Origin of the sequence: Candidatus Brachybacter algidus (assembly GCF_016707225.1) — a bacterium.
Taxonomy (GTDB): Bacteria; Bacteroidota; Bacteroidia; order Chitinophagales; family Saprospiraceae; genus Parvibacillus; species Parvibacillus algidus.
The window spans coordinates 357742-378708 of the sequence record NZ_JADJID010000003.1; the positions used below are offsets into that span (position 1 = coordinate 357742).

Below are 20967 nucleotides of genomic sequence, written 5' to 3' on the forward strand. Positions count from 1 at the left end.
GTAAATCAATTGATTGATTTCATTTCATTCAAGATTTATCCCTTGAATCTCTGAACCAGTCAGTTAAAAAAAGAATCATGGATACATTAACCATAGGTATTGTAAGTGCCATAGGAGGCATCGTGATCGGATTCATTCTGGTCAATTTTTTTTCTAAGAAAAAATCTCAAAATCACATTGACGAAATGAATGCCAAGGCTGACCTTGCTATTCAAGAGGCTCGGTTAACAGCTAAAAGACTGGTCGATGATGCTGAAGTCAATGCAGAGAAGCTCATTAGTAAAGCTGAACGTGAAAATGAAAGAAGAAAGCAACAAAAAATCAGTGAGGCTAAAGATAATTTTGAAAGGCTAAAGTCAAATTTTGAAGGAGAAAAAGACAAATTTTACTCCAAATTAAAAGAAAGGGAAATAGATGTAGTAAAAAAAGAGACTGATCTTAAACAAGCCCTTCAATCAATCCAGCAACAAAAAGATAACAACGATTCTAAAGAAACTGAACTAAAGGCTATACGCGAAAATCTTGATACACAGCTAAAAATAGTTGGAAAGAAAAAAGAAGAACTCGATGCTGCAAATGAGATCAGAATTAAAGAACTAGAAAGTATTTCTAAATTATCCCAACAGGAAGCTAAAGAGCAGCTCATCCGCGCTATGACTGAGAAAGCAGAAAATGAGGCAATGTCCTTAGTGAAAGATACTATAGAGCAAGCGAAACTCACAGCAAACAAAGAGGCGCGAAAGATCATCATCCAATCTATTCAACGAATGGGAGCAGAAATCACAATTGAAAATACCGTGACTGTTTTCAATCTAGAATCTGACGATATTAAAGGACAGATAATAGGTAGAGAAGGACGTAACATTCGTGCTATTGAAGCTGCTACTGGGGCGGAGATCGTTGTAGATGATACTCCTGAGGCTATCGTTATATCTAGTTTTGACCCAATAAGAAGAGAAATCGCAAGATTATCCCTTAAAAAACTTGTTACGGATGGCAGAATCCACCCTGCCAGAATAGAAGAAGTAGTTGCAAAAACTAAAAAACAGATTGAAGAACAAATAATCGAAATTGGGGAAAGGACCGTTATCGATCTTGATATTCATGGATTAGATCCATATCTTATCAAAATGGTTGGTAGAATGAGATTTAGATCATCTTATGGACAGAACTTGCTCAAGCACTCAATAGAAACATCTAATTTATGTTCTATCATGGCTTCTGAGCTAGGGCTGAATCCTAAGCAGATCAAACTGGCCAAGAGAGCCGGATTGTTACACGATATTGGAAAAGTATCAGAAGAAGAAAGCGAATTGTCTCATGCCATCTTGGGTATGAAAATAGCTGAAAAGCATAATGAAATCAAAGATGTTATCAATGCTATTGGAGCGCATCACGATGAAATTGAAATGGACAATATTATATCGCCTATTGTTCAGGCTTGTGACGCCATTTCAGGTGCAAGACCAGGTGCAAGAAGAGAGATCCTTGAAAGTTATATGAAACGCATCGGTGAACTTGAAGAACTGGCTATGGCGTACGAAGGTGTTCAGAAAGCCTTTGCAATGCAAGCTGGCCGTGAATTAAGAGTCATAGTAGAAAGTGAAAAAGTTTCTGATGCTTATGTGGATGATCTTTCATTTATGATCTCTCAAAAGATCCAGAATGAGATGCAGTATCCGGGTCAGATAAAAGTTACCGTGATCAGGGAGAAAAGAGCAACAAATTTTGCAAGGTAATTAAACCCTTCATTAGCACTACTCTATTCGAAAATTTATCTCCTGAATTATACAGTAGTATCGTTTCGAAATAAATAATACCAGGGGAATTTATAAAAAAGGATGCTCAATTGAGCATCCTTTTTTTATTAATTTTTAGTCAAATTCAATTAATACGGAATGGAAATTCGTAATAGACCCTTAAAAATGGCCTAAACGACTATCATACCGAATAGCGTTTACTAATTGTCCTGCTATTGCAACTCAAAACGAAACTCTATTCAGAATGGATTTCCTAATTTGCTATGCTATAGCAACCCAAAACTAAACCCAACTCGGCATTGTAAAATCCGGTATTCTAAGGCAAAATTTTGGACTCATTTATTTGCCTTTCTTATAAGATAATATTTGTTGTTCACGCCATCCGACGCATTATTCCCATTATATTCTTCAGCTCTATGCAATAGCTTCCCTCAATCTTTGGGTCGTCGGATGTTTTCGTATTTTTATCAATATCCCAAACAAAAACGTCAGATGACCTGAAGGCATCAAACGACGTTCCACATCATTCTAGTTAACTAAAAAACACCAAACTCCAAACAACAAACATCCATCACCTAAAAAAAAGGAGACCAATAGCTGATCTCCTTTTCTATTATAAACTGCTAATAGCAATTTTACATTTTAACGTACTTGTGTGTCACTGAACCTGATGCAGTAGTCAACTGGACCATATAAAGTCCACTTTGAAGCGCATTTAAGTTAAGATTAGCAAAATTAACACCTGCATTACTTTGCTTTTTGCCTTTAGCAACAATTTTACCAGATGCATCCATCACTTTAATCTCCATTGATTCATTACTTACTTGCTTCCATGAAATGTTCAAACTGCCATTTCCTGGATTTGGGTAAATTACGCTTTCGAAATTCGCCTGGGTAGCTTTTTTACTTGAAAGAATACCATCATGTTTTACATATGTACCTAATTCAACTGCTTCAAGACATTCTTCAGCATCTCCATCGACTGTGATACAAGCTTCACTGTTCAAAAACTTAGCGTCAACCATTTCAAAATTGTCGATATCCCATGAATCATAAGTAGCGTTGCCATCTGAAGCTCCATAATAGATACTTAAGAATAACTGTTCAGTATCCTGTGCTTTGACATCCACAAATGAATGCACATAGCCATTAGAATTACCGCTAAATGCAGGAAGGTTGGGAATAGTCAAACTTGCATATGCGAGTTTACCAGGGTACTTACCTCTCACTACTTCCTGATCATACGTAAACCAGTTGAGTTCATCATTTGAGTACCGGATATTTCCGCCATCGATACTACCTTGTGTATTGTATCTGTGCGCCATGATCAAATATGGGTTCTCTCCTGCTATAGTTAACTTTTCAGTTTTTTGGAAAGAAGTTTTATAATCACCATCTTTTGATGAGATAGAATAAGCTCCTGATCCATCCTCTCCTGCTCCGTCAAAAAATTCAAAGAAAACTTCTCCATCCTCAAGATTGGTAAACCAGTCACCATCCGGGAAATCAAATTCCGTATTAAAGTCTTCCTGATACATTAAAACTGATTTATAATTCGCATCTACCTGGACTTTATATTGAAATTCATGTTCATCTGCAGTAACCAATGAATCAAGATTGAAAGTTACCACATTGTTGCTGAAAGAACCACCTGACCCCGCTACATAAGTACTATGCTCAGGGACAATATCAGTAATATGTATATTCTTTGCAGTCGTTAATTTATAACTTTTAAGTTTTAGAGTGATGGTGATTTCTTCACCAGGATCGACTTCCTTAGTTACAAGTTTCTGCATTTGTACTTTATTCAAACAAAAAAGATTCGGTGTAAAGTCAACGATATTATCAGAAATTGAATTTGCAGAACCTCCAGAAGCATTAAACCCAAGTCCTCTCCTTGCAAATACATCCCAGATCAAACATTCGTTCTCTCCATCATATAATAGTCTATCAGCAGCTAAAATAGCATCTCTTCCATCTTGAAACCCTACACCACATGGTTGCAATTTCATTCCTTGGAATACCAATTCGATAGCACGGCTATTTCCACCTGTGCCGCCATAAAGAAGCCCATCATCTCCATGTTTTTGGATCATTGCCCAGTAAAGATCCCAGATCATATCACACCAGATCTCTCCTATTGCGTGAGGACCAGTAACTGTGGCAACATCAGCAAAGGTATTAGGACAAATAGTCATATCCGTTGAATATGGAAATCTTCTGATTCCACTACCATTAGTTTGTTGTCCTTGAACATAAGTTCCGATTCCTCGGCCATCAGTCGCCTTGTCGCCAGGACGTTTAGAAGTTACTAATGCCATAAAATCGCTCCATCCTTCGCCCATTTGTTCTGCTGAATTCAAGCAACCAGAATTCGAAGGACCACCTGTCAATCTGTTAGATATTCCATGTCCGAATTCATGCGCTATTACACCATTATCATACGAAGCATCCAATAAAGATGGACCGCTATTCTCAGGTACAACCATTCTTGAAACAACTGTTTCGCCAGCTGTTAATTGCCCTTTGATTAGATTACCGGTAGAAGCTGCAACAAACACAGACGGTATCGTAACACTTCCTCCATTCAATCCACTAGCCATTCCAATTACTTGCTCCTCAAAATTCATTATTATTGCGGCAACAGCACCCGCCTGTTGTGCATTATATACCTTAAGCGAGAAATCGCATCCACCACGATTGATAGCTACTACTTTTCCTACCAATTTATCGGCATTTTTTGCCTCTTCACAGAAGAAACCTTTATTTCCAAGTTTGTCTTCGACCAACACCACTTCAGCTTCCACAGGAGTGGAAGATATGGCAGGTCCAAATCCAGGATCTCCCACTTCGTATCCACCGGCTATCGAAGCAGGGCTCAATATTTGGAATTTATCAGTGGCACTATCCCATAGAAACATTCTCATAGAACCATTCCCTCCGTCACCTGGAGTAGAGAAATCCGCGTTATTTTTAAAATCGCCTTCACCATTTCCGAATTGTGACATTCCTAATACATAGTCACCACCCTGGCCACCTTTGCCATAGTTATCTAACTGGAAGTTTCCAGCCTTCTCATCAAATCCATAATTATATGAAAAATCATGCATTTTATTGATCATATAGAACAAGTTGACAGCTGCTGCATCTTTTGACATCTGCGGTTCAAGCGCTGTATCAAATACTTTGTCAAATGAAAGCTCAGTGCCACCATCTACTTCTGAATCTGGAGCATAATCGCCGCTATTATCATTGAATGCATGCACATTATTTCCTTGAAGTGTCGTATTGTCAACACCTTCAGTGCCATCAAGATCATGCCAGCCATAAGGGGAGGCAATTGGGTCTGCTGGACTTGTAATTAATTTAGACGCTCCAAAATTTGGTGCTTCCAACGGTAATTCAAATACCCTGTATGAACTTACTTCTGCTGAAGGGGGCGGAGGTGCTGATTGCTCATTAGTAGAGATGATATTAATATGATCATGACTTTCACAATTGCTGTGATTTGTAAATTGATCAGGGCCATCAAATTTGCATGAAAGGGTGTAATTAACTTTATTCAAGATCTTACCAGTCACGCCGTCAACGACGATCTGATAATAATCCATGCTGTTGATCTTTTTGATCTGCAACACATAACTTAAAGATAGTTCATTATCTGATGTTTTGAAATAGGTCATTTGTGGTTCAATTGGCAACTGAGAAATATTACTTGCCTCAAAAACAGGATTATCTCCTCTCTTTTCTTTCAATTGTGTCTTTGGGTTGACTACCCCAACATTTAGTGCGGCATTTTCAATGGCTTGCTCTGCACTTATGATAGCACTTCTTGATCCGGATACCTGAAATTTGTCAGTACTGATAAATCCACTGGAAACTGTCCCAATTTGACCTTTTTTACTTATGTAAAATGTAGTCTGAACATTATAAATTGGGATATCATTTAATTTCTGCCCTATATAAATGTACGAAATACCTCTCTTGTCATCAGTATACTGATCGAGAATCAATAAATGCTGAGCATCATTATGAGATAAATTGTATTTATCCGAGTTTTGTAGGATTTCATTTTTTACCTTTGCCTCAATTACAACATTTTGACCTGATAAATTCAAGGTTAAAATGCTGAATAGAAACAATGCAAAATAACTTGTAAAGTTCTTCTGACTCATTTTTTAGTATATATTGTTAGTAATTATTATAATTTGCCAAAGATATATATTATTTCCATTTTTTAGACAACATAATATTACATGGACAAAGATTTTACTTCTCATATATATGGTCGCCAACCTGTTCTGGAAGCACTCGGTCAAAATCTTCAAATTGAAAAGATCTTCCTGCTTGCGGGTGGTGACAGAGAGTTCGAAAAAGAAGTGCGAAATTCTATCAAAAATAAAGAAATTGATCTTGCTTATGTACCGCGTGAAAAGCTGAATAGGCTTACAGCAGGGAATCATCAAGGTATCCTGGCTGTGGTCAATTCATATGAATACCTCACCATGGATGAGATCTTGCAAAAGATTAAAATCAATAATGAAGTACCATTTTTATTTATGCTGGATCAAATGACAGACGTAAGAAACTTTGGCGCAATAGCAAGATCAGCACTATTAGGAGGCTGTCAAGGTATTATTATTCCTGCCTCCAATAGCGTCAGTGTGACCAGTGATGCAATGAAAGCTTCAGCTGGAGCCCTCGCTCAAATACCGGTTTGTAAAGTTTCTAACTTATCTGATGCTGCTGATCACCTGGCTCAGCAAGATATCATGATTTTCGCATCGAGTATGGAAGGAAGTAAAATGCTTCACGAAATTGAATTGGAATCCCCTTGCTGCGTAGTCATGGGATCTGAGAAACTTGGTGTTTCTAAAGCTATTTTAAGTAGAGCGGACGTACAGTTTTCAATACCTCAAAATGACCTGCTAGATTCATATAATGTCAGCGTCGCCGCTGGAATAGTTGTTTATCAGTCAATTTTGAAAAGAAAATATGGACTTTAATATTCAAAATTTGATAATAACTATCTCAATTATCGGCAGTTAAGAAACAAAGGTAGATGGTCCCGCAGCCGCGGGATTAGATTTTAGATGCTTGCCCGACTAGCCAAAGTGACGGCGGGGAGCTTAGTCAATTGATTCATATTTTTTCTTTAATAAGTTTAGTAGAAAAAATATCCATGTGATTGATGGATCCCGCAGTTGCGGGACTAAAATCTACCCCGCCTTCGCCATAGCTTTGTCGGACAAGCTTCTAACATCTAACATTTTATTTAAATTTAAATTTATCTTTCAAAAAATAAAATTTGACTACCGAAAATTGAGTAACTATTTATAATAAATGATGTTATTTATTCTGTATTTAATGCTCAACAAAATTTATTAAGAACGTATATGTCATTTGTAAATAAAGTTTTATTCTCTTGCTTTCTTCTGATTTCTTTTAATTTAACTCCTTCAATCGGGCAGACCCTAATTAAAAAGACTATACAGGTTGAACAGCAAAAGTCTCTTCTTTGGAAGATAGAAGGAAAGGATCTCAAAGCTCCCAGCTATCTGTTTGGCACGATACACCTGATCCCTCGTTCTAAGTTCCTATTCAATAATTCAATGAATCAGGCACTTAGCAATTCTGAAAACGTTGTCTTCGAAATAGACATGAATGTAATGAATGATTTCACCCAAATGTTTGGTATCCTTAGTAAGATAAGAATGCCCGATGGCGTCACTATCAAAGATTTATTATCACCTGAGGATTATAAATTATTTACAGATAAATTTGCTGAACAAGGATTGCCAACAGCATTTTTAGAAGGAATTAAACCCATGTTTCTATCTGCAATGGGAGGAGATGCAGGAATGGGAGGAGATGGAGATATGATTTCCTATGAAGTAGAACTATCAGAGAAAGCTAAGGAACAAGGCAAAAAAATTGGTGGATTAGAAACTATCGATGAACAACTTGCTGTCATAGATAGTATTTCATTGAAAGATCAGGCAGCGATGCTTGTAGAGTCACTTAAAAGTACAGATGCTTCCAGTGGCTATGACGAAATGGTAAAAAGATATCTTGAACAAGACGTTGAAGGACTTAATACTTATATCAATGATAGTCCTGAGGCAAAAGATAAAGACATGATGAACTCCCTACTTAGTACCAGAAACAAAAAATGGATTCCGGCAATGGAGAAAATGATGGTTGAGAATCCTACATTCTTTGCAGTGGGTGCCGGACATTTAGGAGGAAAAGAGGGTGTCATCAATCTTTTAAGAGAGGCCGGGTATAAAGTTAGCGCGGTTGTGGAGATGTGAGTAATGGGTAATGGGAACGGTTATTATCCAATAAACTTTTATACAATACCACATACTCTAATACTATCCACTCTAATTTTATCATACTCTAATACTATTATACTCGATTACTATAAAACTATCATACTCTAATACTAACCTATGCCACTAATCTTAAAAGTGAATGAAAAAACACCACAATGGGGAAGTGATTGTTTTATAGCAGAAAATGCGACAATCACCGGTGATGTTATTATGGGTGATCAATGCAGTGTTTGGTTTCAGGCAGTAGTAAGAGGTGATGTCCATTACATTAAAATCGGAAACAAGGTCAATATTCAGGATGGGGCTATCCTCCATTGTACTTACCAGAAAGCACCTTTAAATATAGGCAACAATGTTTCTATCGGTCATCGCGCTATCGTTCATGGCTGCACTATTGAAGACAATGTACTCATAGGAATGGGCGCAATCGTCATGGATCATGCCGTCATACATTCCAATACATTGATCGCAGCAGGTGCTATTGTTTTAGAAAATACTATATGTGAATCAGGTATGATTTATGCAGGGATCCCTGCAAAAGCAGTTAAAAAACTTGAACCTGAGGTATTTGAACATAATATCCGTCGAATTGCTGATAATTATGTCATGTATTCGAGTTGGATGAAATAATTGTTTACCACAGTCCAATTAAATTTTAATTTCTTATCAATAAATATCATCCCATCAACTAACTATTGCCAATCAAATTTCGTTTATTGAGTTATAACGCTTTTCAAAAAGAGTATTCAATTCAAAATTAAATCAAACAAAATGAGATATTTTGCTTTTATAATTCTTATTTTTTTATTCGCTAGTTGCGATAAAAAAATTATTGACAACTTAGGTTCCGATCTTCCATTAAATAAAGAATTTGTTATTGAAAATGGTTCTACCAAAAATAATTTAGAGGAAAATATTAGCCTACAAATGGTATCAGTCGCAAACGATTCTAGATGTCCATCGGATGTGGAATGTGTTTGGGAGGGCGATGCTGAGGTTAATTTAGTTTTTAACAGTGCTCTTGGAATTCATCCTATTATTCTTCATACCAATCTGGCTTCCAAAGACACTACAATTGGTACTTTTACCATTTCACTTATTAAATTGGACCCTTACCCAATAAGCACAAAAGTAATCTCACAAAGTGAGTATAAAGCCACTATTTTCGTTACGAAACACGATTAAGATTAAAAATTAATTCATTTAAAATACATTTTATGAAGTCTTTCTTGATGGTATTAATCAGTCTATTAATTTTTGTGTCTTGCAATAAAGAAGAAGATCATGACCCAAAGTCTAATTCAGCTACACTCACTTTCGGTCAATATTATGGTTTCTGTCAAGGGGAAGAATGCATTGAAATATTTAAGTTAACTAATTCAGAATTGAGTGAAGATACTACTGATCAGTATCCGGGCCAACAATTCTACAATGGAACGTTCATTGCTCTGAGTCAAGAAAAATTTGATTTAACCAAAGATTTGATGGATCATTTCCCTCAGGAACTTTTTAGTGAAAATGACAGTATCATTGGGATGCCGGATGCCGGAGATTGGGGTGGATACTATATCGAATACAATGATGGAATAAGACACCGCTCATGGTTGATGGATAAAATGCAGTCCAATGTACCAACAAAGTATCATTCATTCATGGACCAAATGGATCAAAAAATACTTCTCCTAAAATAAATTATTATTCAAACATTCCTTTTAATTCATGAGCCTCTTGAGGTTTCATTCTGCCACTTAAGACCAACCTTAGTTCGCGTCTCTTAATTGCATTATCATACAAGGTTATTTCTTCTTGAGTCAATGGAAGTACATGTGGCACGACCATTGGCTTTAATGTCACGTCTTCCAACGCCACAAATGTAAAATAGGCATGATTACTTCGTTTGGGATGCTTCCCTTTGAAGTCTGCCGCATAGACCTGGACATGGACTTCTACTGAAGTGTTGAATGCACGAGTCACCTGTGCCTCAATGGTGACCACTTCTCCCATTTTAATAGGATGTGTAAACGAAACATGATCCACACTTGCGGTGACTACATGAGCAACACAATGCTTTCCTGCACAAATACTTGCCACGATGTCCATCCACCTCATCAAGTTCCCTCCCATCAAGTTACCAAGAGGATTGGTATCATTTGGCATAACTAGCTCTGTCATTGTAGTCCTTGACTCTATCACTTTTTTTTCTTCAATTTCCAATTGACCCATTATTTCTGATTTTGAAGCCGCGAAGGTAGTTTTATTTGCTGAGAAAGTGAAGATGTGAGAAGGTGAGAAGGTGAGAAGGTGAGAAGGTGAGAAGGTGAGAAAGTTATAGGGTGATAGGGTGAAAACTTCAGATCAATGACATTCGATTGAAAAACAATAAAAAATGAAAATCACAGTTTAATCATTAAACCATTCCGTAAAGGTTTGGTCAAAAGATAAAAAAATAGATAAGTATGAAAAAATTAGTATTATTTAATTTGCTATTTGTAGCACTAATCGGCTCAACATTTACATCATGTTCTAAAGATGAAACTAAGAATGATGATCAATTGATGGAACAAACAAATGCGGTCATAGAACATGAGTTGGATCAGGCAACCAACTTTTCTGATGAGGCATATAATACAGGAACAATTGCAAGTGACTTGACTTCTGATGAGATGGAAATAAGACACAATTGTGCTATTGTGACTTTAGACACTTCTAATTCAATGAAGACCATCACGATTGATTTTGGAAACTCTAACTGCCTTGGGCGGGATGGACGTTATAGAAGAGGGAAAATTATTACCACTTTTGAAGGTAGATACAGAGCTATAAACTCAACGCATACAATTACTTTTGTTGATTACTTTGTAAATGATAATCACTTAGAAGGAACTAGAAATGTAACAAATACAGGGGCTGATCAAAATGGAAAGACAACCTTCACCGTTACTGATGAAGGAAAAGTCACCTTAACTGATGGACTAATATTTACCTACATCTCTCAAAGAATCAGAACTTGGACCGAAGGTGAATCGACTTTTAATATTTGGGATGATGTATACAGTATTTCCGGCTCTGGTTCTGTCGCTAATTCTAAAGGAAATGGCTTCACCGCGACTATTCAGGAACCACTTACAGTGGCATTAAACTGCAGCAATATCACAAAAGGCATTATACGAATCATGCCACTAAATAATGAATTCAAAGAAAGGATTATCAATTATGGAGATGGTAACTGTGATGACTTAGCTTCAGTTACTGTAAATGGAGTAACCAAAATCATCAAACTACGATAATTGCTAAGGCACGCGTGTCCAAACGGATGTCCTCCCAATTAAAGAGATACCAATATATCCGCGAATGTTAAGTCTATTTCCTTCTAGCACCATATAACACTTGTAAGTAGAACCGTTCTTGGGATCATAAATATTTCCGCCGGTATACTCACCATCATCATAGATTAAATTATTAAGTAGGACGAGATCTTTTAGGTTTCGTCCTCTTAATTTTATGTCGTTATTCTTCAAATCTTTTTTAGAGGTTTGTCCATCTGCTTCAAACATTTGATTGCTCCAAATTAATTTACCAAAATATTTATTTCCAACACGGTAAACTTGAATTTTTCCTTCTTTTGTTTCACTAAGCCATACACCAAGGATCTTGTCCCCAATTGTATTTTGAGAAAAAGCTTTTAAGTTCGCAAAAACAAATATTGTGAATAGAATAACTAAGCGCATTTTTTACAAATTAAGCGTCTAAACTAAGATAAGTTAAATAGAATGACTCAAGCAAATAAAAGTAAATTAAAATAATACAATTAAAATATTATTGATGAGTTTGATATCCAGACTATAAAATGAATTTAAAGTACGCTAATCTTTGTCTTTTTAATAAGATACAAAACATGAACTGAGAATTGAGTTTATAAAGTTTTAACTTATCTAGTTTGTCATAAAATGATCCAATAAAACTAATTTTGTAGAAAAAGTGTTGGTATTATTATAAATTAACGCCTTGAACAGTGAAAAAAATTTGACATATATGACTAGTATTCCACAGGAACTTATCGACAAACTTCCTCTTAAAGGTTATTTAGATATTGAATTAGATCCAACACTTGATCTCGTTCATGAGATTAATAAATTGAAGAAAGAAAAAAATGCCATCATTCTGGCACACTACTATCAAGAGTCGGAAATCCAGGATGTGGCTGATTATATTGGAGATTCACTTGGATTATCTCAAAAAGCAGCAGAAACGGAAGCTGACATGATTGTTTTCGCAGGAGTACATTTCATGGCAGAAACTGCGAAAATGCTGTCTCCAAATAAAAAGGTGGTATTACCGGATCTAAAAGCTGGTTGTTCTCTTGCAGACTCCTGTCCTGCTCCACTATTTAGAAGGTTTAAAGAAAAATATCCTGAGCATATAGTTGTCTCTTACATTAATTGCACCGCAGAGTTAAAGACACTTACTGATATTTGTTGCACATCGACAAATGCTGTACAGATCATTGAAAGCATACCAAAAGACCGTAATATTATTTTCGCTCCTGATAAAAACCTGGGCGCATACCTTATGAAGAAAACGGGAAGAGATATGGTCATATGGGATGGAGCATGCATGGTGCATGAGATATTCTCTCATCAAAAGATCGTCAAACTAATGGAACGACATCCTGAAGCAGTTTTGATAGCACATCCTGAATGTGAAGACCATATTTTACAACAAGCTCAGTTTATAGGTTCGACGACAGGCCTGCTAAATTACACTATCAATAATCCTGCTAATGAATTTATTGTAGCAACAGAACCAGGCATCATCCATCAAATGCAGAAAAGTAGTCCTAGCAAATTATTTATCCCTGCGCCACCCGAAACTAATTGCGCCTGTAATGAGTGTCCGCATATGAAGCGAAACACAATGGAGAAATTATATATCAGCATGAAATACGAATTGCCTGAAATTATCCTTCCTCAATGGGTAATTGATCAAGGAGTTGCTTCAATCGACAGGATGCTTGAAATATCGAAAGCAGCTGGCCTAATCTAAACAAAAATAAACATACTCAATCCGAATCATTGAAACAAAAATAAACGAAATGAATTATCAAATGAGATCAGTTATCATTCTATGTATCATCTTAACTTTTGGTTTTACATCCTGTACATCATACCGCGCATTAGAAGATGAACGAGCGAAAACTGCAAGGGCTGATAAAGCCAGAACTGAAATGCAAGTGCAGTATGATATTATGAAGCAAAGAATGGATTCTACCGAAGAAACCAGAACTCGCCTGACTAAACTAGTTGACCAACTTAAAAAAGACACGTCGTACGTCAATGCCAGCCTTCGCTCATATGTGCAGTTGGATGCGGAGAATAAAAAAAGGATGGACCAATTGAGCAAAACTACGGATAGGATCCTGGATGTAAATCTTAGTGAGAATGACCGATTATTAAACCAGATAAAGGCTCAGAAAGAGGATCTGAGAATACAGAAGGAGGAATTAGATAAAAAGCAGGCAGCATTTGAGGCGACTCAGGCAGAATTCAATAAAGCTCAAGGCGCTTTGGGGGAAAAAGAAAGTAGAATAAGAGACCTGCAGATGGCATTAGATAAGAAAGATGCTGCTGTTAAAGAATTACAGCGCAAAGTATCAGATGCTTTGGTCGGATTTAAGGCTTCTGGATTGACAGTCGTTGAGCGTGATGGCAAGGTCTATGTTTTACTTCCTGAGGCATTATTATTCAAGTCTGGAAGTAAAAATATAGAATCAAATGGCAAAGATGCCATCAATCAATTAGCGACCATCTTAAGGTCCAATCCTGATATCAATATCGCTGTGGAAGGACATACTGACAATGTTCCTTATAAGGCTAAGACTGCTGGATCCTTGGTTGAAGACAACTGGGATTTAAGTGTAGTAAGGGCGACTTCAGTAGTCAAGGCACTCACATCTGCCGGTGTGTCACCATTGAGAATTTCGGCTCAAGGCCGAGGAGAGTATTTACCCATTGATTCCGGAAGCACAAAGGAGGCTCGCGCGGTAAATAGAAGAACTGAGATAATTCTTACTCCGAAACTGGATGTGTTGCTGAAATCAATAGAATAAAAAATTAATCAGTAAAATAATTAAGGATATCATGAATTGGTATCCTTTTTTAGTTTAGAGAGGAAAGATTTTTAATTAAATATTTTAAATGTTCAACCCCATCGGGGTTGGTAGAGCAGCACGATATTCCCCGGGTTGCACCCGGGGTTAATGTTGTTTAACCCCATCCGGGGTTATTGGTACAGACGATTAAATTCTTTATATTTAAAGCTTAAGAAACTATTCACATTAATTTCATCCTAATATTTAAGTTAAATTAGTCAGAACGATTAATAGATTCCTTCATTCTATGCACTAAGCCCGGAGGGCTTGAACAATAGTAGCCTCGGGTGAAACCCAGGGTGCATCATTGCGGATCTACCAACGCCGGATAGGGTTGAACTTAACGACATTTTATTATTATTCAACCTCATACGGGGTTACTAGTAATGGCGATTAAATTCTTTGTATTTAAAGCTTAAGAAACTATTCACATTAATTTCATCCTAATATTTAAGTTAAATTAGTCAGAACGATTAATAGATTCCTTCATTCTATGCACTAAGCCCGGAGGGCTTAAACAATAGTAGCCTCGGGTGAAACCCAGGGTGCATCATTGCGGATCTACCAACGCCGGATAGGGTTGAACTTAACGACATTTTATTATTATTCAACCTCACCTGGGGTTATTAGTAATGGCGATTAAATTCTTTGTATTTACAGCTTAAGAAACTATTCCCATTAATTTCATCCTAATATTTAAGTTAAATTAGTCAGAACGATTAATAGATTCCTTCATTCTATGCACTAAGCCCGGAGGGCTTGAACAATAGTAGCCTCGGGTGAAACCCGGGTTTATTATCGTGGATCTACCAACCCCGGATGGGGTTGAATATCATCACTTTTCAGTCAAGATATTTTTCATCAAATTCAATACCATGTTCATACAATAGGTCTATCAATTCCTCTCTAAAAGACTTTTTTTGATGATGCTTTTCTTGATTTTTAATATAATTAACCAATCTTTCTTTTTCTTTAATAGAATAAGTAAAAGCAGAATAGCCATCCTGCCAACCACCAAAATTTTCAAATAAATCTGTTCTAGATATAAAACTCGAAGCTCCTAATTTGAGATCTTTCACAAGTGAAGCTAAGGAAATAGATGGGTGTAAGGATATTAAAAAATGGATATGATCTTCAACACCATTAATCTGGTATACAAAACAATTTTTTATTCTTCAAGATACCATAAAGGTATTTGAAAAGTGATGCTCTGATGTCAGACTTCAATGTCTTTTTACGATATTTTGTTGAATAGACAATCTGATAAAGAATTTGGGTATAAGTTCTCATAATGGGTTGATTTGGGTTATAGAATGGGTGAAATAATAATCCAAAAATAAGATTTATTTCTGAATTAAAGGATATATATAGAATTAAATATTCAACCCCAACCGGGGTTGGTTGCACGTTGTTCCTATTCCCCGGGTTGCACCCGGGGTTAATGTTGTTTAACCCCATCCGGGGTTATTGGTACAGACGATTAAATTCTTTATATTTAAAGCTTAAGAAACTATTCGCATTAAGATCATCGTAATATTATAAATAAAATTTGCCAACGCTATTTATAGCTACCTTCGTTCTATGCACTAAGCCTGAAAGGCTTCAACAATAATAGCTCCGGGTGAAACCCTGGTTAAATATCGCAGATCTACCAACCCTAAATAGGGTTGAACGTAACGACATTTTATTATTATTCAACCCTATCCGGGGTTGGAACCTATTTACTTTAATCCCCGGGTTCCACCCGGGCCTAATGTTATTAAACCCCATCCGGGGTTACTAGTAATGGCGATTAAATTCTTTGTTTTAAAGCTTAAGAAACTATTCCCATTAATTTCATCCTAATATTTAAGTTAAATTAGTCAGAACGATTAATAGATTCCTTCATTCTATGCACTAAGCCCGGAGGGCTTGAACAATAGTAGCCTCGGGTGAAACCCAGGGTGCATCATTGCGGATCTACCAACCCGGATGGGGTTGAATTTCAATTCTATTATTTGTTTAAAATTATTCTCATCCCACAAAATAATTTGAAGTTATTGAGTTAAAATAAATTGATTTCAGAATGTATTACTAGCTTTGCCTTCAGAATTATTTAGCTTTTAATTAAAAAAGTTATCTTTATTTGTGAATTCGGTAAAGTTCAAGAAGAATCAATCTGACTAAAATTATCATCATTTAATTAATCACCATGAGATCACTTTTATTTTTATTAATATTTACAGGACTATCACTCAAAGCCAACTGTCAAGCCAACTTAACGATCGAAAACGACTCCGATCGTAAAATGTTTGTTAAATTAATGGAAGGAAAAGGCAAGAAAAGCACTTTGTACAGTATGGTCGTCATCAATGCGCACGAAACCCAAATAGTAAATTTCTCAAAAACAGGTTTCTATTTTACAAAGATGATGGCAGAACTTGAAGGCAGGGAAACAGTCTACCAAAAAGGTAAACCTATGAAGATCATCAGCGACAGTAAAGGTTACACTAAGGCAAAATTAGTTTTCTCCATAAAAGAATCAAAAATACCAACGGCAAGTGGTGGTGAAAAGATCACCAGAGAAGAATATGAATTGAATTAATATTCAGCTATTGAATAATTATAAAAAATGACCACTGATAAATGTATTTCAGTGGTCATTTTTTTTATAAAACTTCACTATTTTTGAATCAACAGCTTCAATAGGCCTGCATTGTTTTTGTTTGACACTCTCAATATATACATCCCATTGTTCAAATCAAAAGTTGACATTTCAATAAAACTTGCATTCTCAACCTGCCTTTTTTGGAGCAATTTACCTTTAAGATCATATATTGACAGCTCCGTCTTCCCATTTGAATTCTCCTCCGGAATAGTAATATAAATTAGATCACTTGCCGGATTTGGATAAACTTTTACATTCAATTTATTATAACTGAGATTATCTGACGACAAAGAAATACTCGGATTTACAACCTTTTTATTGAGATATACTTTATAAATTCCGGGCTTATATGTCAACATCTTCGGGGACGTAAAACCTTGTATACTGTCTGTCCCAAGATAATTATAATACCATTCTGATGTTGGAAAAGTAATAGCCTTGCTGTTTTCTACAACTCCAAAATTACCTATGACAACCATCTTTAGTTCGTCATTATCCAAATTGATTGATTTCATTCCGCCACCCAAATCATAAGTGATGGTTCCATCATTAAATACATCAAACTGCGTCTTCAAATGAATTAAACCTGAAGTAATCGCATACAATTCAAGTCTTTTCTGTTGGTAATAATAATCCCATTTAATAGGCTTTGGATCCGTCCGGCAATTATCGCTTATGGTGCCATTGGGGCATGTATTAATTGAATAATCATAGCCAAGTTCCCCAAATTGCCAAAGCATTTTTGCACCGGGGATTGTGTAGAAAAATGCAGCTGCCATTCCTACCCTATCCAAACCTGTTGCAAGATCTTTGACGTTATAATTACCCGCAGCACTTCCACCGGATTTAGCCTTATACATAAGCCTTTCCTCATCATGGCTTTCCATATATGAAACTAAGCCCGGCTGATTCCAACCTCTGTTTTTAAAATAACCTCCGCTGAAATTTGAAGAAAAGCCCATCACTGCCTCCTGGTAACCGTGTGTGATATTGCCCCAAAGCATGCAACCATAGTCTGAAAGTTCTTTTTCTTCCGCATTATCTGCAAAATGCTCCAAAATCACATATGCATCGGGTGACACAGACTTTATCTGATCAGCATAACCCTTTATTATGGCTATTCTGGAAGCATCATATTGCCCCCATTTACCGACGTCATTCGGATTGTTAGTCTGGGTAAAACCTTTAGATAAATCGAATCTGAATCCATCTATATGATATTCTGTTAACCAATGACTTAAGATCTGCTTGACGTATCTTTTCGTGGAAGGGCTTTCGTGATTGAAATCATATCCAACGTTGTATGGATGTCGAGCATCAGGATTAAACCATGGGTTATTAGGGGCAGGTTTATTATTGACAGCATCCCAATACAATTGAACCATAGGATTTTGTCCGAAGGCATGATTAAAGACTACGTCTGAGATCACTGCCATCCCCATGCCATGCGCTTGGTCAATAAAATATTTTAGTTTTTCGGGGCTGCCATAATATTTATCCACAGCATTATGAAGGGATACATTGTAACCCCAACTGATATTTCCTTCGAATTCACTTGGAGGCATCAGCTCTATAGCATTGACACCCAAACGTTTGAGATAAGTCAGCGTATCTACCAAATCATTGTAATCATGAGATTGAAGAAAATCGCGCATCAACAATTCATAAATAACTAAAGCGCCTTTCTCAGGTCGAACGAATGAGTTATTTTGCCATTGATAATTATCATACATATTTACATGAGATACAAGTCCGCTGGTTTTGCCATATGGATACGCAGGCAATTCCGGATATGTAGCTTCCTCAATAAATTTATCATTGTTAGGATCAAGGATTTCAAAGCTTAGAGGATCGGGGATTTTAAGACCATCACCCATCCAGATCTGATAATTGAAATTACCTTTCATTCCTGTAGTATCGAACTTAGTCCAGAGGTATTGGCCATCGGGAGACTGCTTCATTTGAAAAGTTGGTTGGGCGGTCCAATTTGTAAAGTCTCCTACCAGGAAAGCGACACTTTTACCCGGAGCTTCTAGCACTACTAACCCTTCATGAACATCATAGTAATTAAAGCCAAGTTTCATACCATCAGGCACTGCATTAACCTCAGGTGGAGCTCCTACTGTCCACGTAAACGAAGTATCCACGCCATCTGTGCCTGCGAGAATAAAAAGTTTATAATTGTAAGCTTGTATTGTATTTAAGGTCATCTGATGGCTTAATTCTGTGGCATCCATAGCTTCAGCTATGATCATATCATTCAGTTTGAGTGTAATCTGTGCCGGTTTTGAGGTAATGGTTTTAAAATCAAGTGTCGATCCAAGGGATACTACTCTACTCTCCAAACTTGGCTTCTCGATAATGTATTGAAGTCCAGCATTTGGATCAGGAAAATTATAATAGATATCCCCACCAGTAGCAGTCCTACCCACCACAGTTCCACTTTGATTGCGGAAGACAAATGACAATTGCTTGATAACTTCGCCACCGGGAACATTGTAAAATGTCTGAATATTGTAGGTAAGTGAATAAAGATTGTCTGAGACTTTTGTCATCTTAACTTTTGGGTCGTCAGTACCCCAGTTGCCCTGTACATATTTCCAATCACTTGGACCAGTACTTTTATCCGTGATGACTCCCGCATGAGCATATACAATGCAATTACAATTAGCCAACGCCGCATTGCCTTGAGTAGCATCAAAATAAACAGTGATATTTGATGTTGGAGTTGGAAATGCAGGATCTACTGATATTTGAGCGTGTGTTATATTCAGAGTGATCAAAAGTAAAAATGTAAAAATTAAGCGCATGGCAGGAATATTTAATTATAAATTGTGATCAAAGTGATGGTCAAATAGATAATGTAGAAGGTACGCAAACAAAGATAGCTTTTATAATGAAGAATGAAAAGAGGAATTGTAAATTGTGAATGTTAAATTATAAATTACAAATGAGAGTAGGACTTTATCCAAGATCATTGGTGCAGGCGATCATTTAAATGTGAAGGAAACATACTCATCTTCGAGTTCAATTGCCCTTAGTTTTACCTAATGGGAAAAGAAATCAACTATATTGTAATCCTATTCATTGAATCCATTACAATGTCAAATATTTCCCAAAATTTGAATGTTGACTTACCGTAAAATAAATTTATAAAAATATCATATAAAACACTTTTCTATTCCAAAAACTAATAGTACCTTTGCACTCTGAATTTCAGAAGCAGGCTCCGTAGCTCAATTGGATAGAGCATCTGACTACGAATCAGAAGGTTGCAGGTTCGAATCCTGCCGAGGTCACGAATAATATTAGACAGAAGAAAAAATATTAACATGTCAAAAGTTTGTCAATTAACAGGTAAGCGTCCGATCACGGGCAACAACGTCTCTCACTCTAACGCGAAGACTAGAAGAAGATTCTTACCAAACTTACAGAAGAAACGTTTCTTCATACCGGAAGATGGTGTGTGGATCACTTTGAAAGTTTCTACAAGTGCTATCCGTTCAATCAATAAACTGGGTATCTCTTCTTATTTGAAAAAACTTGGTAACACAGGTGATACCATCAACATTTTTTATTAAACCACCATTTACAACTAATTGAACAATGGCTAAGAAAAGCAAAGGCAATAGAATCCAGATCATATTGGAATGTACCGAGCATAAAGCAACAGGTCTTGCTGGTACGTCTAGATATGTAACTCAAAAAAATAGGAAAAATACTCCTGACAGAATAGAATTGAAGAAATTCAATCCTGTTTTAAAGAAAATGACTATTCACAAAGAAATTAAATAACCATGGCTAAGAAAGTATCCAAAAACGCAAAAGTAGCTCAACGTGCCGCGAACGTAGGTTCAGGTCGTGACTTTGTAAAAGTAATTAAAAGTGTAAAAGATCCTGTCACAGGTCACTACTCTTATAAAGAAGCTATGATCCACAAAGAAAAAGCAAAGGATTACTTTAATTAATTTTATAAGTAAGACATTTCTTTTGGCTGATATACAAGGCTTTTTCTATTTTTAGAAAAGGCCTTTTCCTTTTTGTATCAACCAATCAATTTATAATAGGAACTAA

The 20967-nt window shown here is 36.4% G+C and carries 17 protein-coding genes, 1 tRNA gene and 1 pseudogene; 14 read left to right on the plus strand and 5 right to left on the minus strand.

The annotated features are described in order from the left end of the window. Positions 1-77 precede the first annotated feature (77 nt). A complete protein-coding gene (rny, locus tag IPI15_RS11395) occupies positions 78-1739 on the plus strand; it encodes a ribonuclease Y (protein ID WP_287420408.1) in 1662 nt (553 codons plus the stop codon). Positions 1740-2395: 656 nt separating this feature from the next. Here the strand turns inward: rny and IPI15_RS11400 are convergent. Beyond that, positions 2396-5935, minus strand: a complete 3540-nt coding sequence (locus IPI15_RS11400; RefSeq protein WP_287420410.1) for a M36 family metallopeptidase — start codon at positions 5933-5935, stop codon at positions 2396-2398. 81 nt (positions 5936-6016) lie between these two features. Between IPI15_RS11400 and rlmB the strand changes: the two genes are divergently transcribed. From rlmB to IPI15_RS11425, 5 genes are all read left to right on the plus strand, one after another. Then, positions 6017-6766, plus strand: coding sequence for a 23S rRNA (guanosine(2251)-2'-O)-methyltransferase RlmB (rlmB, locus tag IPI15_RS11405; RefSeq protein ID WP_287404022.1), 750 nt, complete (start codon positions 6017-6019; stop codon positions 6764-6766). A 390-nt stretch (positions 6767-7156) separates the two neighbouring features. After that, a complete protein-coding gene (locus IPI15_RS11410) occupies positions 7157-8074 on the plus strand; it encodes a TraB/GumN family protein (RefSeq protein ID WP_287420411.1) in 918 nt (305 codons plus the stop codon). Positions 8075-8215: 141 nt separating this feature from the next. Then, a complete protein-coding gene (locus tag IPI15_RS11415) occupies positions 8216-8728 on the plus strand; it encodes a gamma carbonic anhydrase family protein (RefSeq protein ID WP_287404018.1) in 513 nt (170 codons plus the stop codon). A gap of 141 nt (positions 8729-8869) precedes the next feature. Further along, positions 8870-9283 carry a hypothetical protein gene (locus IPI15_RS11420; RefSeq protein WP_287420413.1) on the plus strand — a complete coding sequence of 138 codons (414 nt, stop codon included), beginning with the start codon at positions 8870-8872 and terminating at the stop codon, positions 9281-9283. A 32-nt stretch (positions 9284-9315) separates the two neighbouring features. After that, a complete protein-coding gene (locus IPI15_RS11425) occupies positions 9316-9789 on the plus strand; it encodes a hypothetical protein (RefSeq protein WP_287404016.1) in 474 nt (157 codons plus the stop codon). Positions 9790-9793: 4 nt separating this feature from the next. Here IPI15_RS11425 and IPI15_RS11430 read toward each other — a convergent pair whose 3' ends face one another. Beyond that, a complete protein-coding gene (locus tag IPI15_RS11430) occupies positions 9794-10321 on the minus strand; it encodes an acyl-CoA thioesterase (RefSeq protein WP_287404015.1) in 528 nt (175 codons plus the stop codon). A gap of 233 nt (positions 10322-10554) precedes the next feature. On the opposite strand from IPI15_RS11430, the gene IPI15_RS11435 reads away from it, so the two are divergent. Continuing rightward, complete coding sequence (locus IPI15_RS11435) at positions 10555-11385, plus strand: hypothetical protein (protein WP_287420415.1); 831 nt, start codon at positions 10555-10557, stop codon at positions 11383-11385. A 3-nt stretch (positions 11386-11388) separates the two neighbouring features. Here IPI15_RS11435 and IPI15_RS11440 read toward each other — a convergent pair whose 3' ends face one another. Further along, complete coding sequence (locus IPI15_RS11440) at positions 11389-11826, minus strand: DUF2147 domain-containing protein (protein WP_287420417.1); 438 nt, start codon at positions 11824-11826, stop codon at positions 11389-11391. A gap of 304 nt (positions 11827-12130) precedes the next feature. Here IPI15_RS11440 and nadA point away from each other — a divergent pair, with 304 nt between their 5' ends. Beyond that, positions 12131-13141, plus strand: a complete 1011-nt coding sequence (gene nadA / locus IPI15_RS11445; protein WP_287404009.1) for a quinolinate synthase NadA — start codon at positions 12131-12133, stop codon at positions 13139-13141. A 61-nt stretch (positions 13142-13202) separates the two neighbouring features. Beyond that, positions 13203-14204 carry an OmpA family protein gene (locus IPI15_RS11450; RefSeq protein ID WP_287404007.1) on the plus strand — a complete coding sequence of 334 codons (1002 nt, stop codon included), beginning with the start codon at positions 13203-13205 and terminating at the stop codon, positions 14202-14204. A gap of 884 nt (positions 14205-15088) precedes the next feature. Here the strand turns inward: IPI15_RS11450 and tnpA are convergent. Beyond that, positions 15089-15536 (minus strand): annotated as a pseudogene (gene tnpA / locus IPI15_RS11455) (IS200/IS605 family transposase). Between the two features lie 901 nt (positions 15537-16437). On the opposite strand from tnpA, the gene IPI15_RS11460 reads away from it, so the two are divergent. Next, positions 16438-16830, plus strand: coding sequence for a hypothetical protein (locus tag IPI15_RS11460; protein WP_287404004.1), 393 nt, complete (start codon positions 16438-16440; stop codon positions 16828-16830). 77 nt (positions 16831-16907) lie between these two features. Here the strand turns inward: IPI15_RS11460 and IPI15_RS11465 are convergent, their stop codons facing one another. Next, a complete protein-coding gene (locus IPI15_RS11465; protein ID WP_287420419.1) occupies positions 16908-19703 on the minus strand; it encodes an alpha-amylase family glycosyl hydrolase in 2796 nt (931 codons plus the stop codon). 415 nt (positions 19704-20118) lie between these two features. Between IPI15_RS11465 and IPI15_RS11470 the strand changes: the two genes are divergently transcribed. From IPI15_RS11470 to IPI15_RS11485, 4 genes are all read left to right on the plus strand, one after another. Further along, positions 20119-20192, plus strand: a tRNA-Arg gene (locus IPI15_RS11470). Between the two features lie 33 nt (positions 20193-20225). Then, positions 20226-20474, plus strand: coding sequence for a 50S ribosomal protein L28 (gene rpmB / locus IPI15_RS11475; RefSeq protein ID WP_287404000.1), 249 nt, complete (start codon positions 20226-20228; stop codon positions 20472-20474). 25 nt (positions 20475-20499) lie between these two features. Further along, the gene (gene rpmG, locus IPI15_RS11480; protein WP_287403998.1) at positions 20500-20688 is read left to right on the plus strand and encodes a 50S ribosomal protein L33; all 189 of its coding nucleotides are present in this window, start codon (positions 20500-20502) and stop codon (positions 20686-20688) included. A 2-nt stretch (positions 20689-20690) separates the two neighbouring features. Then, positions 20691-20861 (plus strand): DUF4295 family protein, encoded by a 171-nt coding sequence (locus IPI15_RS11485; protein WP_287403996.1) that lies wholly within the window; start codon positions 20691-20693, stop codon positions 20859-20861. Positions 20862-20967 lie beyond the last annotated feature (106 nt).

Bases quoted from the DNA above. Each gene is read 5' to 3' on its own strand.
- rny (WP_287420408.1), top strand. From the start codon at position 78: ATGGATACATTAACCATAGGTATTGTAAGTGCCATAGGAGGCATCGTG.
- IPI15_RS11400 (WP_287420410.1), bottom strand. From the start codon at position 5,935: ATGAGTCAGAAGAACTTTACAAGTTATTTTGCATTGTTTCTATTCAGC.
- rlmB (WP_287404022.1), top strand. From the start codon at position 6,017: ATGGACAAAGATTTTACTTCTCATATATATGGTCGCCAACCTGTTCTG.
- IPI15_RS11410 (WP_287420411.1), top strand. From the start codon at position 7,157: ATGTCATTTGTAAATAAAGTTTTATTCTCTTGCTTTCTTCTGATTTCT.
- IPI15_RS11415 (WP_287404018.1), top strand. From the start codon at position 8,216: ATGCCACTAATCTTAAAAGTGAATGAAAAAACACCACAATGGGGAAGT.
- IPI15_RS11420 (WP_287420413.1), top strand. From the start codon at position 8,870: ATGAGATATTTTGCTTTTATAATTCTTATTTTTTTATTCGCTAGTTGC.
- IPI15_RS11425 (WP_287404016.1), top strand. From the start codon at position 9,316: ATGAAGTCTTTCTTGATGGTATTAATCAGTCTATTAATTTTTGTGTCT.
- IPI15_RS11430 (WP_287404015.1), bottom strand. From the start codon at position 10,321: ATGGGTCAATTGGAAATTGAAGAAAAAAAAGTGATAGAGTCAAGGACT.
- IPI15_RS11435 (WP_287420415.1), top strand. From the start codon at position 10,555: ATGAAAAAATTAGTATTATTTAATTTGCTATTTGTAGCACTAATCGGC.
- IPI15_RS11440 (WP_287420417.1), bottom strand. From the start codon at position 11,826: ATGCGCTTAGTTATTCTATTCACAATATTTGTTTTTGCGAACTTAAAA.
- nadA (WP_287404009.1), top strand. From the start codon at position 12,131: ATGACTAGTATTCCACAGGAACTTATCGACAAACTTCCTCTTAAAGGT.
- IPI15_RS11450 (WP_287404007.1), top strand. From the start codon at position 13,203: ATGAGATCAGTTATCATTCTATGTATCATCTTAACTTTTGGTTTTACA.
- IPI15_RS11460 (WP_287404004.1), top strand. From the start codon at position 16,438: ATGAGATCACTTTTATTTTTATTAATATTTACAGGACTATCACTCAAA.
- IPI15_RS11465 (WP_287420419.1), bottom strand. From the start codon at position 19,703: ATGCGCTTAATTTTTACATTTTTACTTTTGATCACTCTGAATATAACA.
- rpmB (WP_287404000.1), top strand. From the start codon at position 20,226: ATGTCAAAAGTTTGTCAATTAACAGGTAAGCGTCCGATCACGGGCAAC.
- rpmG (WP_287403998.1), top strand. From the start codon at position 20,500: ATGGCTAAGAAAAGCAAAGGCAATAGAATCCAGATCATATTGGAATGT.
- IPI15_RS11485 (WP_287403996.1), top strand. From the start codon at position 20,691: ATGGCTAAGAAAGTATCCAAAAACGCAAAAGTAGCTCAACGTGCCGCG.